General features: G+C 46.8%; 18 protein-coding genes. 12 read left to right on the top strand and 6 right to left on the bottom strand.

What is annotated here, in order from left to right; translation table 11 throughout:
• The coding region (locus tag F566_RS34455; RefSeq protein ID WP_020406419.1) for a transposase at positions 1 to 149 on the top strand (149 nt) is incomplete at its 5' end.
• 5 nt (positions 150 to 154) lie between these two features.
• Positions 155 to 751, top strand: a complete 597-nt coding sequence (locus F566_RS34450; protein ID WP_020410570.1) for an arginase family protein — start codon at positions 155 to 157, stop codon at positions 749 to 751.
• A 79-nt stretch (positions 752 to 830) separates the two neighbouring features.
• On the opposite strand, the gene F566_RS0129035 is transcribed toward F566_RS34450, so the two are convergent.
• Together F566_RS0129035 and F566_RS0129030 are read right to left on the bottom strand one after the other, a co-directional pair.
• Entirely contained in the window at positions 831 to 1,040 is a 210-nt protein-coding gene (locus F566_RS0129035; protein ID WP_020410569.1) for a hypothetical protein, read from the bottom strand.
• A 109-nt stretch (positions 1,041 to 1,149) separates the two neighbouring features.
• Entirely contained in the window at positions 1,150 to 1,386 is a 237-nt protein-coding gene (locus F566_RS0129030; RefSeq protein WP_020410568.1) for a hypothetical protein, read from the bottom strand.
• 171 nt (positions 1,387 to 1,557) lie between these two features.
• Here F566_RS0129030 and F566_RS0129025 point away from each other — a divergent pair, with 171 nt between their 5' ends.
• The 4 genes from F566_RS0129025 to F566_RS0129010 all read left to right on the top strand — a co-directional run bounded on the left by F566_RS0129025 (position 1,558) and on the right by F566_RS0129010 (position 2,900).
• The gene (locus tag F566_RS0129025) at positions 1,558 to 2,100 is read left to right on the top strand and encodes a hypothetical protein (protein WP_020410567.1); all 543 of its coding nucleotides are present in this window, start codon (positions 1,558 to 1,560) and stop codon (positions 2,098 to 2,100) included.
• A 9-nt stretch (positions 2,101 to 2,109) separates the two neighbouring features.
• Positions 2,110 to 2,328 (top strand): hypothetical protein, encoded by a 219-nt coding sequence (locus F566_RS0129020; RefSeq protein ID WP_020410566.1) that lies wholly within the window; start codon positions 2,110 to 2,112, stop codon positions 2,326 to 2,328.
• On the top strand, positions 2,306 to 2,464 hold the full coding sequence (locus F566_RS37205; RefSeq protein WP_169334467.1) for a hypothetical protein: 159 nt from the start codon (positions 2,306 to 2,308) through the stop codon (positions 2,462 to 2,464). The genes F566_RS0129020 and F566_RS37205 overlap by 23 nt, the downstream gene beginning before the upstream one ends.
• 127 nt (positions 2,465 to 2,591) lie before the next feature.
• Positions 2,592 to 2,900 carry a hypothetical protein gene (locus tag F566_RS0129010; RefSeq protein ID WP_020410564.1) on the top strand — a complete coding sequence of 103 codons (309 nt, stop codon included), beginning with the start codon at positions 2,592 to 2,594 and terminating at the stop codon, positions 2,898 to 2,900.
• A 37-nt stretch (positions 2,901 to 2,937) separates the two neighbouring features.
• Here F566_RS0129010 and F566_RS0129005 read toward each other — a convergent pair whose 3' ends face one another.
• Positions 2,938 to 4,530, bottom strand: coding sequence for an ABC-F family ATPase (locus F566_RS0129005; protein WP_083921204.1), 1,593 nt, complete (start codon positions 4,528 to 4,530; stop codon positions 2,938 to 2,940).
• A 385-nt stretch (positions 4,531 to 4,915) separates the two neighbouring features.
• On the opposite strand from F566_RS0129005, the gene F566_RS0129000 reads away from it, so the two are divergent.
• Positions 4,916 to 5,242, top strand: coding sequence for a hypothetical protein (locus F566_RS0129000; protein ID WP_020410562.1), 327 nt, complete (start codon positions 4,916 to 4,918; stop codon positions 5,240 to 5,242).
• Positions 5,243 to 5,401: 159 nt separating this feature from the next.
• On the opposite strand, the gene F566_RS0128995 is transcribed toward F566_RS0129000, so the two are convergent.
• Positions 5,402 to 5,761: a hypothetical protein gene (locus F566_RS0128995; protein WP_020410561.1), complete on the bottom strand. Its 360-nt coding sequence runs from the start codon at positions 5,759 to 5,761 to the stop codon at positions 5,402 to 5,404.
• 189 nt (positions 5,762 to 5,950) lie between these two features.
• Here F566_RS0128995 and F566_RS34445 point away from each other — a divergent pair, with 189 nt between their 5' ends.
• A complete protein-coding gene (locus F566_RS34445) occupies positions 5,951 to 7,834 on the top strand; it encodes a pyridoxal-dependent decarboxylase (protein ID WP_020410560.1) in 1,884 nt (627 codons plus the stop codon).
• A gap of 197 nt (positions 7,835 to 8,031) precedes the next feature.
• On the opposite strand, the gene F566_RS0128985 is transcribed toward F566_RS34445, so the two are convergent.
• Positions 8,032 to 8,580, bottom strand: a complete 549-nt coding sequence (locus F566_RS0128985) for a YdeI/OmpD-associated family protein (protein ID WP_245555328.1) — start codon at positions 8,578 to 8,580, stop codon at positions 8,032 to 8,034.
• A 185-nt stretch (positions 8,581 to 8,765) separates the two neighbouring features.
• Positions 8,766 to 9,551: a helix-turn-helix domain-containing protein gene (locus tag F566_RS0128980; RefSeq protein ID WP_020410558.1), complete on the bottom strand. Its 786-nt coding sequence runs from the start codon at positions 9,549 to 9,551 to the stop codon at positions 8,766 to 8,768.
• 166 nt (positions 9,552 to 9,717) lie between these two features.
• Here F566_RS0128980 and F566_RS0128975 point away from each other — a divergent pair, with 166 nt between their 5' ends.
• From F566_RS0128975 to F566_RS0128960, 4 genes are all read left to right on the top strand, one after another.
• A complete protein-coding gene (locus F566_RS0128975; protein ID WP_020410557.1) occupies positions 9,718 to 10,695 on the top strand; it encodes a threonine dehydratase in 978 nt (325 codons plus the stop codon).
• Between the two features lie 176 nt (positions 10,696 to 10,871).
• Positions 10,872 to 11,648, top strand: coding sequence for a substrate-binding periplasmic protein (locus F566_RS0128970; protein ID WP_020410556.1), 777 nt, complete (start codon positions 10,872 to 10,874; stop codon positions 11,646 to 11,648).
• Between the two features lie 18 nt (positions 11,649 to 11,666).
• The gene (locus F566_RS0128965; protein ID WP_020410555.1) at positions 11,667 to 12,257 is read left to right on the top strand and encodes a GNAT family N-acetyltransferase; all 591 of its coding nucleotides are present in this window, start codon (positions 11,667 to 11,669) and stop codon (positions 12,255 to 12,257) included.
• Between the two features lie 58 nt (positions 12,258 to 12,315).
• The gene (locus F566_RS0128960; protein WP_020410554.1) at positions 12,316 to 12,909 is read left to right on the top strand and encodes a hypothetical protein; all 594 of its coding nucleotides are present in this window, start codon (positions 12,316 to 12,318) and stop codon (positions 12,907 to 12,909) included.
• The last annotated feature ends 64 nt before the right edge of the window (positions 12,910 to 12,973 follow it).

Genomic DNA, 12,973 nt, shown 5'->3' with positions numbered 1-12,973 from the left:
CTAAAGTGGAACACCCGTTCAGATACATCAAGCAGGTGTTTGGTTACGACAAAGTCCGCTATCGAGGCTTGGCCAAGAACAAGAGCCGGCTCTATCTGTTGGCGGCCTTCAGCAATCTGCTGATGGCAAGGAAAGAGCTGCAGGTATAGGGGCAGTGAGCCCAGATGACGCCCCACAGGGGGGGAAGATCCAAAATGGCCGGAAAAACACTCTGAATATTCGGCCATATATCGTCGAGAGTTTGAATTACCTCAGAACCTTGGGGTTATTCAGACTCTCCTTAGATCCTTTCCTTATCATTGATGTGGATGCGCACCATGGAAACGGTAATGCATACACCTTTTTACACGATGACCAGGTTACGCTTCTGGATGTTTACAATCAGGATATTTATCCCTTAAATCCCTTAAATCCCTTAAATCCCGTAAGTCGTGAACGAGTGAATATTTCGGTCCCCCTCCCAAGCGATACTTCCGGGAAAGACTATTTGAATCAGCTTGAACTGGCCTTATCGAAGCTGAGCCCAGGTCCAAAAATCGCCTTCGTTGTGGCGGGCACTGACGTACTGGCAACAGATCCACTAGGCGGGTTGAGGTTAACGGTAGAAGACGTGGCAGCAAGGGAGCAATTGATATACCAGCGACTTAAAGAGCTCAATATTTCCATGGTGTTTCTCGGAGGCGGGGGCTATGGGAAGGAAAGTGCTCAGGCGATCATTGAGTCCTTAAAGGCATTTCAAGGAAAGAAATAAGTTCCAGTGGAATAGGAGGGTTTTTGGGGCTGTCTCACCTGACATCGGTTTCGTTTGTTTGTCGCTTTCAGTGGCTGGTTTAGCATTCTTCGTCATCGTCTTCTTGTCCCTTCAAAAATTTATCCATATCACCGGAATAAAACCCTTCCGGCTCTTCACTTTCTTGAGCTATTTTCTGGTTGTTTTCAAAATCCTTGGCTGCTTGCTGTTTGATTTCCTCTAGCGTCCAGCCCGTTTTTTGGCGCTTATCCTGTCTGGCTTTGGTTATGTGATCAATCTCTTTGCTCATTAGAGTATTCTCCTGAAGAGGTAATCACCCCTTGCTACATATTCATAACCAAATCTTTGCCCTATAGGTTGAGATCGTTCAAGCCATCCTGATAACTACCAAGGGCGGCTTACTGTTTGTGATCCTTTTTGACGACTTTTAGTTTTAGTTTTTCTTCACCATAATCATCATCAAATTCTTCTTCAATGCGCTTTTTAATCTTGTCAGGATCGCCCGCCAGGAATCCTTCCGGCTCGTTTTCATCGACGGGCGGAACGGGATATTTTTCACGGTGTTTACGCCCGAATTCTTTCAGGCGCTTTTTGACCTCATCCTCAGTAGGCTCAGGTCTGTGCTTCTTAGTCATCTTTGAGCCCTTTGTTGCTCTTGCTGATATTAGTGCGGTGGTCCTTTCCTTCTAAGTCAAATGATCTAGTTGATAGCCGCTATTGATCAACAAAAAGAGAGAAGCCCAAAATGGAAGGCCATTTTGGGCTTTTATGCAATAGGCACTTTTTTATCAATCGAGGATGATAATATGCGAGCTACGCATCTGGATGCGGAAAGGCGTTACACAATCATTAGAAAAGCGGTTATTGACGAAATCAACAAGGAATTTCACAGCAGTAAACAATATAGCCTTAAAGCAACGCTGATTGATATTTCGGCATTGGAGCAATCAAATCGCTGGAACTTTTCACCCAAACGCAAAGTGGATTGGGAATGGATTGATGGCTATAACAGCTTTAGGTTCCGTTACCCAAAACGCTTTGAAATGGCTTTGTGGCACAAGGATACCTTGGCAAGCCTGAGTCTTGGTCGACCGACATATCAAGGCAGTAAACTCCGTCTTGATTTTATTGAGGGTAATCCCGATAAACCAAATGATGTGAAGGTCTTTGAGCCGACTTTTCTGGCGATGGTGGGTTATGCTCAGGCACTAGGTGCGAATGAGCTGCGTATTATGAACCCGATAAATGATGACGTAATGAACCCGATAAATGATGACGTAAGGCGATATTACGAGCGTTTCGGATTTACTTATGTCATTAAGAATGACTACCTGTTTGTCAGGCTGTAGGATGATGTTATGAGCGATGACAACGTTAAACATTTAAACGACAAGCGCGAGATCAATGACGATAGTATTAGTGATGCTATCAAGCGCGCGAAGCAGCATATCCGTAATATCGGTGCGGAAGATTTAGCTGAGCCGGAAGGCTTAGCATCAGGTGATATGAAGAAGTTTCTTGAAAACCCTGATGCATACGAAAAGGACGGATGTGATGAGCAAGAAGATGATAAATAAACCACTATCTGAGCAGGAAAAACAAACACAGCCGATGCCTGGTGAAATTAACCCTAAAACTGCCAAAGTGGATGTGTTTCTGGCAATGCAAAAAGCAAAGAACAAATTGAAAGTCAGAAAAATTGAGAAGCATTAGGTCTGTTTCAAGAGACTCAGGAATATCGGTCCCGATCAAACACCGATCGGGGTCTTAGGCCTCTAAAAGCTAGTTGATCGAGAGAGTTTTGCCCCGTACTACTTAACCCGTAGCTCTTTGGGTGTCCATGAACCTCGATCGAAGTCAGATTGGACGTGTTGTGGCTTTTATCCGCCTCGGCGATGTGCTTAAGGAACTTACGGGTTCTGAATTACCCGATCCTGAAGCAGCCTCCGACCAGACAATGTTGAGATGGTCAACTGGTGAGCCGCCTAAAGACAGACCGATACTGGCCGCGTTTGCGCCTGAATACGATATTCTTGAATGGGACGAAGAGTTCGGCTGGCCGGATTTTATAACTTCCCTGCTGGGCTATCTCGATATTTCGGAATTACTCAACTGTGTCGCTGAAGTGCTTCCATATCGGGAATGGTAGGGCGGTTGATCCATCAACCGCCTAAATCGGGCCCGTGTCAGGCATCCATCCCCTGGGATCGCAGGTACTCGTCATAGGTGCCTGAGAAGTTCGTCACGCCCTCAGGGGTGATTTCGATAATGCGATTAGCCAGTGAGGACACAAACTCACGGTCATGACTGACGAAGAACACGGTGCCTTCAAACTTCTCCAGCGCCAGGTTCAGCGACTCAATCGATTCCATATCCAGGTGGTTGGTGGGTTCATCCATCACCAGGATATTCGGCCGTTGCAGCATCATTTTGCCGAACAGCATACGACCTTGCTCGCCACCGGAAATTTTGGTGACGGATTTCTTGATGTCATCGCCTGAGAAAAGCAATTGACCCAGCGTGGCACGAATCGCCTGATCGTCATCTTTGGGCTGGCGCCACTGAGCCATCCATTCGAATAAAGTCATGTCCTCGGCAAAATCCACTGCGTGGTCCTGGGCGTAATAGCCGATAGTGGCACTTTCCGACCATTTAATCGTACCGGCATCCGGTTCAATCTCATTCATCAGGCAACGTACCAGAGTGGTTTTCCCTGCACCGTTGGGGCCGATGATCGCAACCTTTTCTCCGACTTCGACGATCAGATCCAGTTCCTTGAACAATGGTTCATCGAAGCTTTTGCTGAGGCCGTTCAATTCCAGCGCGAGGCGGAACAACTTCTTGTCCTGGTTGAAACGGATGTAGGGATTCACCCGGCTCGAAGCCTTCACCTCAGCCAACTGGATTTTATCCATCTGACGGGCGCGGGAGGTGGCTTGTTTGGCTTTGGAAGCATTCGCCGAGAAACGAGCCACGAACTGGGCCAGATCATCCAATTGGGCCTTTTTCTTCTCGTTTTCAGCCAGTAACTGGGCACGGGCCAGTGTGGAGGCGGCCATATACTCGTCATAATTACCGGGGTAGAGGCGAATTTCGCCGTAGTCCACGTCGGCCATATGGGTACAGACACTATTAAGGAAGTGGCGGTCGTGAGAAATGATAATCATGGTGCTGTTCCGGGTGTTCAGCACATCTTCCAGCCAGCGGATGGTGTTGATATCCAGGTTGTTCGTCGGTTCGTCGAGCAACAGCACATCAGGGTCGGAAAACAGCGCCTGGGCCAGCAAGACCCGCAATTTCCAGCCAGGGGCAATGGCGCTCATAGGACCGAAATGCTGTTCTACGGGAATACCCACGCCGATAAGAAGCTCCCCGGCACGGGACTCGGCGGTGTAGCCATCCATTTCAGCGAATGCAGATTCCAGGTCCGCCACTTTCATGCCGTCTTCATCACTCATCTCTGACTGGCTGTAGATCCGGTCACGTTCGCTTTTTACTTCCCAAAGTTCCTGGTATCCCATGATCACCGTGTCGATCACGCTGAAGGATTCATAGGCGAACTGATCTTGGCGCAGCTTGCCTACGCGAGCATTGGGTTCGACTGACACCACACCGGAAGTGGGCGCTAGATCGCCGCCGAGAATTTTCATAAACGTCGACTTGCCGCAACCGTTGGCGCCGATCAAACCGTAACGTCCGCCGGGAGTGAATTTAACCGATACGTTTTCAAACAACGGCCGGGCGCCGAATTGCATAGTAATGTTAGCAGTGCTGATCAAAGGGTTGTCCAGAAATTAACCAAAAAATAAGAGGGCGGGCATGATAGTGCAAACAGGGCTCGCAGCCAATAGCCTGTGAGGCTTTGTTGCAAAAAAGGTGACAGATCTATTTTGTACTTCTATAAAGATGTCAATCACGACGTTTTGAAATTCTGTGTATTATCAATACAGTTTCTTGCTACCAGGTTAGCTATTATAGGTCAGTCAAATTTTCATGGCTCTCAAGGTAATTACCTGTCCAGTTTTATGAGGGGCAAGTTAGATCGGATGGATTGGAAAGTGGGGAGCGGGTAAGCAACTTCTGTCTTCGGAGTTTTCCAACGAGCCTATTTCCAGACTCTTATGTTACCCACACACGGAATACTTAACACCTAAGGTTATTTTTATGCCAGATTTTTGGGTAATCGATACGAAATGCAAAGTACTTCCAGAAAGTACCTTGCCGCAGGATGGCAGTACATATTACTACGGTCGCAGTGTAGTGCCTGCCATTTCTAAAGAGAATGCTATTGAGCAGCTAGCACACGAGCTGGAAGAAGATCATATCCTGATTGAGAAGGTGGCTGGCGCTGTCCTGTTTGAAGAAGGTCAGTGGGATGAGGATGACGAATTTGAGGTCCATGAGAGCATTGGAGGCTCAAAAGTAAGCCATCAGATTGAGCTTGGTTGTTTTGTTTCTGAAAAAGCAAGGCTGGGAAAGGCCGCTATCTAGCCGGGTAGGAATGATACTGGTTCAAGCATAATGGAAAGGGAGTGCTTTTTGTAGGTCAACGAAGAGTCGTGTATTTGGAGAGTTTTAATGAGGCGTTATATGTAGTTCCAGGTAAAGCACTGAATTAAAGTACTTTACCCTGAGATGGCAGATGGGAAATTAGTTTGGGAATGCAAAGTGTTTCTCAACCATCGTCAAGAAATCAGATAATTTGATATAACCATCCCAGCGCTCTGACGGAACATACCAGCCAAATTCTTCGTCCCACTCCATGACATCGTATTCGAAGGGTACCGCTGCGATACATGGGGCTTTATCTTCAGGCTCGCCATAAGACCAACTAATGACTCCTTTAGGCTCTGCTCCTTCCTTTGGAACGACTTCATATCCCGTTAGGAAAGTCAGTGCATCAGTTAGGGCGATACAACCAAGTACGTTCCCTTCCTGCTCGTCATGATTAGCCCAGGACCCAGATCCTCTGTGGAGGATTTTATAACCAATACCGAAGGATTGGGACACCCACAATTCTTTTACCGGGCCAGAGCCAAGTGAGAGCAATAAATTGGCAGAACGCCCCGTCTTGAGCTAAACCCATAGAGGAAATCATTCCGGAAACAGAAAGCGGTCCGTATAAACGTGACTGCATTTCCGGGTTATATGAATGACATAGATGTAAAGAGGGTATGTCTGATTCAACAAGGAAGAGTCATGTCCAAATCAAAAAATACATCATCCACCTTTGCAAACCCCAATTTTGGTCCCACAGGAAAGCCGTGGGATGAACAGGTTCCGGAAATAGCCAAAAGCGATAATTATGAAGCATATCCCAGCGGATATATCATCGCGCCTCCCTCGGAAGATCCCCTGTCTGTATATAATCAACGAAGTCAGTCTTACCCTCTTCAGCAGGAACTGTTAAATGAGAAGTACTCGCAGTTGCCACCGGCCGGGCAGGGTGAGTGCTATAGAACCTCACTGGAAGTGATGCAGAATTATTATCAGAAGCAACGTGATGAATTTACTGGCTATCAGTGTGCTGAGCAGTTTGATATCAGTGATGCCATTTCCCCATTTTTAAATATGAGTCTAAACAATATTGGAGACCCGTTTGAAAATGGTTATTTCACTGTCAATGCAAAACAGGCCGAGAGAGGTGTGCTGGATTTCTTTGCCTCCATCTGGCATGCACAGTGGCCTAGTTTGCCCAAGCCCGCTCGCCCGGCGAAAGTAAAGGATGCGGAATATCTTGGGTCGAATGAATACGAGCAATATAAGGAATCCTATTGGGGCTATATTCTGTCCATGGGAAGCACGGAAGGTAATCTCTATGCTGTCTTATCTGCCAGAGATTATTTGCAGGGTTTTAGCCTTGTGGTAGATGAGGCGCAGGAAGAGTCTTTGTGCCCACCTCAGATGCAGACTGAGCAACCCAACAAATACATTCCGGTCGCTTTCTATTCAGAGGCTGCGCATTACTCATTGGCCAAAGCCGTGCACGCGATGCAGGTTAAAACCTTTTCTCAGATTGCTTATGAGCACCTGACTCTCGGAGAAACAGGATGGGAATGCCCGTTGGGAGGCGACTGGCCGGATTCTGTCCCAACGGATAAGACTGGCAGTGTCAAGGTTGATGATCTGGTCACACTGGTTTCGTTTTTTGCTGACAAAGGATATCCGGTGTTTATTTGCTTCAACTACGGAACAACCTTTAAAGGTGCCTACGACAACATTCCTGAAGCCTGTAAAAAACTGAACCCGGTTTTCAAAAAGTATGGTTTGGATAACCGGGTAGTGGAATACATTGATGCAGAAGGTGAGCTGAAGAAGGACCATCGTCGGGGCTACTGGGTTCATGTTGATGGCGCGCTTGGGGCATCCTTGATGCCGTTTGTTGAAATGGCGGTTGCCCATGACAAATTAAGTGAAAGTGACCTCGGGCCTTGCTTTGATTTTCGAAATGAAGAAGTCATGTCACTGGTTACCAGCGGGCACAAATGGCCGAGCGCATCCGCCCCGACAGGGGTGTATATGACCAAAAACAAATACCTGATTACGCCGGTTGCAACGCCTGACTACCTGGGCTCCTCGGACACTACTTTCGCGGGGTCCCGAAACGGATTGTCGGCCATGGTATTGTGGAATCTGATTGCACATAAGGGCATTCCCGGCCTGGTTAAAATGGCAGAGGATACGATGACGCTTTGCGCTTATACGGAGAATAAATTCAAAGCGCTACAGCAAGCATTGGGGGATTTTGATATCTGGATGCAGCGTGCCCCTCACGGTGGAACGTCATTTATTTTTCGCAAACCGATCGACCCGATTATGTTCAAGTACTCCTTACCTATTGAAGTTGAAATGACACATCAACCGGACGGCAGTATTCACAAACGAACATACGTACATCTGTTTGTATTCTGGGATCGGGACAGAAAAATGATCGACAGTTTGATGAGTGATTTGAGCTCGAAAGAGGCCTTTGATAAAAATACAGAGGAGGTGATTCCCCCATCAAATAGCAGAAACAACCCTGGCAATGTGCAGCTGCGGCCTAAGTTGTTAAAGCGTTCAAGCTATAAGGGATTCCGGTAATTTAGCTTTACCTGCCAGTCTATGCACCATTGATGTTTATCGGGCATCGACTGGCACGGTGTTGGGGAGAAAAGTAGGTCCCCAAAAAAACAAGGTGTAGACGTTCAGATCTGACAGGTACCGTTTTTTTAGGAGGTGTCTGTCAGGTCAAGTTCAGCCTATGAGCTTTTCCAGATACAGAGGATGCCAAATTCCACTTACCCAGGCTTTTCGTTGTTAACCAGCATGGTCATGAATTTTTCAAACCGCCTTAATCTGGTTTCGGGTTTCTTTGCACTCATCAACCCGTATGCAATAGTATAACGGCTCGATTTAGTGAGGGTTTCAAAAAACTCTTTCGCCTCTGGTTTGCTTTCCAGCGCTGCCAGGAAATCCACGGGCACATCTATTTCACTGACGACATAGGCTTTTTCCCAACGCCCGTCCGCTTTTGCAGCACGAATATGTGCTAGCCCTGGCTCCATCATTCGCCCCTCGCTTATCAAACGTTCCGCATGCTCTGTGTTCCTTTTAGACCAGTTGCTTCCCGATTTTCTGGGGGTAATACGCTGCAGGTAGGCTTGGTTATCCATTGACTTCCTAATACCATCAATCCAACCCCAGCAGAGAGCCTCTATCACAACATCATTCCAGCTTACGCTCTGAAGCCCGGTATTTTTCTTGTATATTTTGACCCAAAGTTCATTTTCAGAGGCATGGTTCTCCTTGAGCCACTGGCCGAGATCTTTCGGTGCTTTGAATGTCATGATTTTCAATGGATGTGGCTCAGGCATCAGATAGCATTCTCTTCGGCATAACGTTTGTAGTGCGCGCATGCGCGTTTTTCAATTTTAGTGTCTGAAGATACATTCTCCACTTTTCTGACTCCATTGAAAAAGTAAAGGGTGCCTGTATTGCTGCATTCGTGGAAAGGGGGGATCGTTGGCTGCCCTCAATTTCTCAACTGTGCTGGATTTAATCCTAATCTTCTTTTGAAGGCGTAACTCATGTGGGCATGAGACGAAAAACCCGATGCATAGGCAATAGATGATAAATCTTTGGCAGATTTCATCATTGAGCGGGCTTTATAAATCCTCCGATCAATGATGTAGTCATGGGGAGATTTGCCTAAACAGGCTTTAAAGGCTCTTGAGAAGAACCCGCTGGAGAGATCGAGGGTATTTGCCAGCTCCTGGATTGAGAGGGGATTATCAATATTGTCGTCAATATAGTTGCAAATAAACTTAAGCCTATAGCCTGTCATATATCTACTGAATCTGTTTTGTTCATTATTGCTATCAAATTCTTCACTGACCGCCTCGTACAAGCTCAAAGCACAGTCTTCCATTTCCAGAGAGCAGACAGGAGTGTTACTCAATAGCCTATTTCTAACTTTATAAGCGTTTTTGATGGCTGATTGGCTAATCGCATTGTTAAAACGATATTGAGGAAAAGCCTCCCCCCAAAACGCTTTGTCGAATGTTAATGTCAGGTATTCCCCTCCAATGTCAGAGGTCGAATAGACATCGCAACCCGCGGGAACATAGGCCAGGCTGTTGGGGTGTGCGAAAAAATCGAGCTTTCTGTCACTCGCAAATGAATGAACGCCTCTTTGATGTTCAAATGCAAAACCAATAACAGAAACTTCGGGGGTGTAAGAAGCGTTGTAGCACCTTCTGGGAAGTAGCGTCAGCTCTAAAGCCTCTGTGCGAAACCGGCGCACAGGTTCTTCGATCATGTCAAATGTGGTTCCGGATGAGTGTTGCATGGACAAATATTACTGCCAGATCTCAAGATTTGCATCGTGAATGTGCTCATTCAGGCATTTTAGGTCAGTTTTTTGAAAGCGTCGTGTCACTGCTGCCTGTTTAATAGGCGCTCTCTCATGTGATTGTAGGTGACCTATGCCGTTATTTGATTTGGAAGAAATCGAGCAAGCTGTACGTTTGGTTCATGAAAGTATGCAGCCAACGCCTCAACACGCCTGGCCCCTGATTTGTGAAGAAGTTGGCGCGAATGTTTGGGTAAAGCACGAAAATCATACCTCTACAGGCTCATTCAAAGTGCGTGGGGCAATCACATTTATGGATTGGCTTAACAAGGCGCATCCTCAAATAGAAGGTATTGTTACCGCGACAAGAGGCAATCATGGTCAGGGGCAAGCCAGAGAAGCGACTGCCGTTGGTTTGAAAGCCAAAATCGTTGTCCCATTTGGGAACTCGAAAGAAAAAAATGATGCTATGCGTGCTTTTGGTGGCGATGTTATTGAGTTTGGCAATGATTTTGATGAAGCGAAACTTAAGGCTCAGGAAATAGCAAAGCAGGAAAGCCTGTTTTTGGTACCTCCTTTCCATCCTCAAATAGTTAAGGGTGTTTCATCGTACGCATATGAGCTCTTTACTGAAATACAGAATTTGGATTGTGTCTATGTGCCAATAGGATGTGGATCGGGTATCTGTAGTCTCATCACGGTTCGGGATGCATTGAAACTGGATACCAAAATCATTGGCGTTGTTTCTGATAAGGCGCAAGCCGCCAAGATCTCTTTTGAAAGTGGCGGCATCCGGCAAACCGCAAGCGCCAACACTTTTGCGGATGGAATGGCTGTGCGGTCGCCAGTCAAAGAAGCTTTTGATATTTACTCAAAAGGTGCAGAGCGGATTGTTGCGGTATCAGATGATGAGATTTCTCAGGCGATGCGTTTGTACTATTCGGCAACCCATAACATTGCAGAAGGGGCTGGAGCGGCATCTCTTGCGGCATTGATGAAAGAAAAAGATAAGATCCAGGACAAAAAAATTGCTGTCGTCCTGACAGGAAGTAATATCGACACAGAGTTATATTGCTCCGTTTTACAATACAAGACGCCGCGTGTGATTTAGGTGGGATGCCTGGAATATAGCGGAGTGTTGACTTCTCTTTCGCAACTCAACTGGACGGCATTCTGTCATTAAGACACAATCAGTAAGATCTATGATGCTCAAATGACTTGCTGATAAACGGCAAACTGCCATCCGGTATTGATAGAGAATTGAGGCAATACAGAGAGATATTTTGAATGTATCCAGTGAATTGCGTCATCCGCTTCATCTTTGTCACGCTTATGTGGGCTCCCACAATGGGCGCTGCCCAAGAGCAAATGAATATCAAGATTGCGATTGGTGAGTGGGAGCCGTTTATCAGCGAATCCTATCCGCACTACGGCATTGTTCCCCATATCATCTCCCAAATATACAAAGAAGCCGGCGTCAAGGTTACCTATGGCTTTTTCCCCTGGAACCGTTCCTATTCCCAGGTGAGGGATGGTGACTGGCATGCTTCTGCCATATGGGGGAAAACGCCGGAGCGGGAGCAGGACTGTCTTTATTCTGATGTTGTTTACACCGGCGAAATAGTTTTGTTTTACCGTAAGGGAGAGCCCATTTCCTGGGACGGAGACATTGAAGCCCTGCGGGGGTTATCAATTGGATTGCCGCTGGGAAGCGCAAAGGCCAAACCATTGGAAGAAGCCGAATCTATGGGACTCATCACCTACGATATCAGTGTCGACCATGTCCTGGTGTTCAAGAAGCTTCTGGCCGGGCGCTTTGATGCCTTGGATGAGAACAAGGCCGTGGGCCTCTACAATCTGCATACTCAATTCTCAGCCCAGGAACAAAACATGGTGACCTATACGGCACCACTCGAATCCTGGGATTATCACATGATCTTTTCCAGGGCCTCGAAGGAAAGCAGGCAATACCGGGAGTTGTTCAATACCGGTTTGCGGAAAATGAAAGAAGACGGACGCTTTAACTGGATGTGGGAGGCGTTTTATCAAGGTGGGTATAACTAGAGCGGAGGCGCAACCGCAATGGAAATACGAAAAGCGATAAAGTCTGATGTTGATGATCTGGCTTATCTGATCAATCTTGCAGGTGAGGGTATTCCGGAATACCTGTGGGGAGCCATGGCCGGGCCCGGCGAAACGGCTTTGGAAGTGGGGGTGAAAAGGGCGGCCAGAGAAGAAGGCGGATTCAGTTACCGAAATGCTCGGGTATGTACCGCAGATGAAGTGATATTGGGCATGCAGGTATCCTATTGTCAGCCAGATCCATATGAGATAGGAAATCTCATGGACTATCCTGAACTTGTACAGCCTCTGGTGGAGCTTGAATCCAAGGTGCCTGGAAGCTGGTATCTCAATGCCATTGCCACCTATGAACAGTATCGGGGAAAAGGCGTGGGCAGACGTCTGATGGATGATGTGGAACAACAGGCCCGAAGCCATGGCTGTACTCAGATTAGCCTGATTGTGGCGTCGGAAAACCAAGTTGCTGGTGAGTTATATCAAAGGTTGGGTTATCGCCCTGTTGAATCAAGGGCCGTTGTTCCATACCCCGGATGCCTGCACGGCGGGGAGTGGGTGTTGATGGTGAAAAAGTTAGAGACTTTAATGGATTGAACCTTTGGATTTAACCGTTGAGTGGCAAAAGAAAGGTCTATGAGTCCAGGAGGGGGAGATGTGTGATCACGAGGCTAACACTAACATCTTGAAGCTGCATGATTGGATGTACACGCTTTTATATCCAGCAGTGCTGGGCACATTAATTGTTTCATTCATATATGGATGGACCGGGAAGCGTGTTGATGCTCCATATAACCTGCTTTTTGCGCTATTTGTGATTTTCTACTTTAGTTCTCAACACGTAGAAAATGTATTGGATAAGAATAATTACACATATTGGGAGTTTGCGTCAGATTTTGTAGAAGTACTGATTATGGCGCCCATGCTGTATGTGCTGGGGTTTTATGATGAGATTCCTGCGCTCGAGGGTTTTCAGTTTAGTTGGTATGCCTTTTACACGTTGCTGACCGTTGCTTTGCTGCTCCCTATTATCGCAAGACTGGCAAGCAGCAAACTCAAATTGTCTTGGGATGCAAAAGAAGCGTGGCTAACGCTACTGTCATTGCTTGCGACAATAGTCGCCATTGCCGGGTTTTATTGGAATACAAGCGTGTGGGTTCTCTCTGTTTTGTATTCTATATTTACGGTTTACCTGCTCGGATTTGTTTTTGGCTTGGCTGAGGGCCGAATCTATAACAGAGGTAAATAATCAGGAGCATCTACAAGCGGATAAGTGCTTGAAACACTCAAGCAGCAAGGCTTTACTAAAACTC

This window comes from Hahella ganghwensis DSM 17046, from assembly GCF_000376785.1.
Classification (GTDB): Bacteria; Pseudomonadota; Gammaproteobacteria; order Pseudomonadales; family Oleiphilaceae; genus Hahella; species Hahella ganghwensis.
Note: the sequence above shows the minus strand (reverse complement) of the source record. Positions and strands in the feature narration are given on the sequence as shown.

Coding starts and splice junctions, on each gene's coding strand:
- F566_RS0129035 (WP_020410569.1), bottom strand. CDS start 1,040: ATGAGCAAAGAGATTGATCACATAACCAAAGCCAGACAGGATAAGCGC.
- F566_RS0129030 (WP_020410568.1), bottom strand. CDS start 1,386: ATGACTAAGAAGCACAGACCTGAGCCTACTGAGGATGAGGTCAAAAAG.
- F566_RS0129025 (WP_020410567.1), top strand. CDS start 1,558: ATGCGAGCTACGCATCTGGATGCGGAAAGGCGTTACACAATCATTAGA.
- F566_RS0129020 (WP_020410566.1), top strand. CDS start 2,110: ATGAGCGATGACAACGTTAAACATTTAAACGACAAGCGCGAGATCAAT.
- F566_RS37205 (WP_169334467.1), top strand. CDS start 2,306: ATGAGCAAGAAGATGATAAATAAACCACTATCTGAGCAGGAAAAACAA.
- F566_RS0129010 (WP_020410564.1), top strand. CDS start 2,592: ATGAACCTCGATCGAAGTCAGATTGGACGTGTTGTGGCTTTTATCCGC.
- F566_RS0129000 (WP_020410562.1), top strand. CDS start 4,916: ATGCCAGATTTTTGGGTAATCGATACGAAATGCAAAGTACTTCCAGAA.
- F566_RS34445 (WP_020410560.1), top strand. CDS start 5,951: ATGTCCAAATCAAAAAATACATCATCCACCTTTGCAAACCCCAATTTT.
- F566_RS0128985 (WP_245555328.1), bottom strand. CDS start 8,580: ATGACATTCAAAGCACCGAAAGATCTCGGCCAGTGGCTCAAGGAGAAC.
- F566_RS0128980 (WP_020410558.1), bottom strand. CDS start 9,551: ATGATCGAAGAACCTGTGCGCCGGTTTCGCACAGAGGCTTTAGAGCTG.
- F566_RS0128975 (WP_020410557.1), top strand. CDS start 9,718: ATGCCGTTATTTGATTTGGAAGAAATCGAGCAAGCTGTACGTTTGGTT.
- F566_RS0128970 (WP_020410556.1), top strand. CDS start 10,872: ATGTATCCAGTGAATTGCGTCATCCGCTTCATCTTTGTCACGCTTATG.
- F566_RS0128965 (WP_020410555.1), top strand. CDS start 11,667: ATGGAAATACGAAAAGCGATAAAGTCTGATGTTGATGATCTGGCTTAT.
- F566_RS0128960 (WP_020410554.1), top strand. CDS start 12,316: ATGTGTGATCACGAGGCTAACACTAACATCTTGAAGCTGCATGATTGG.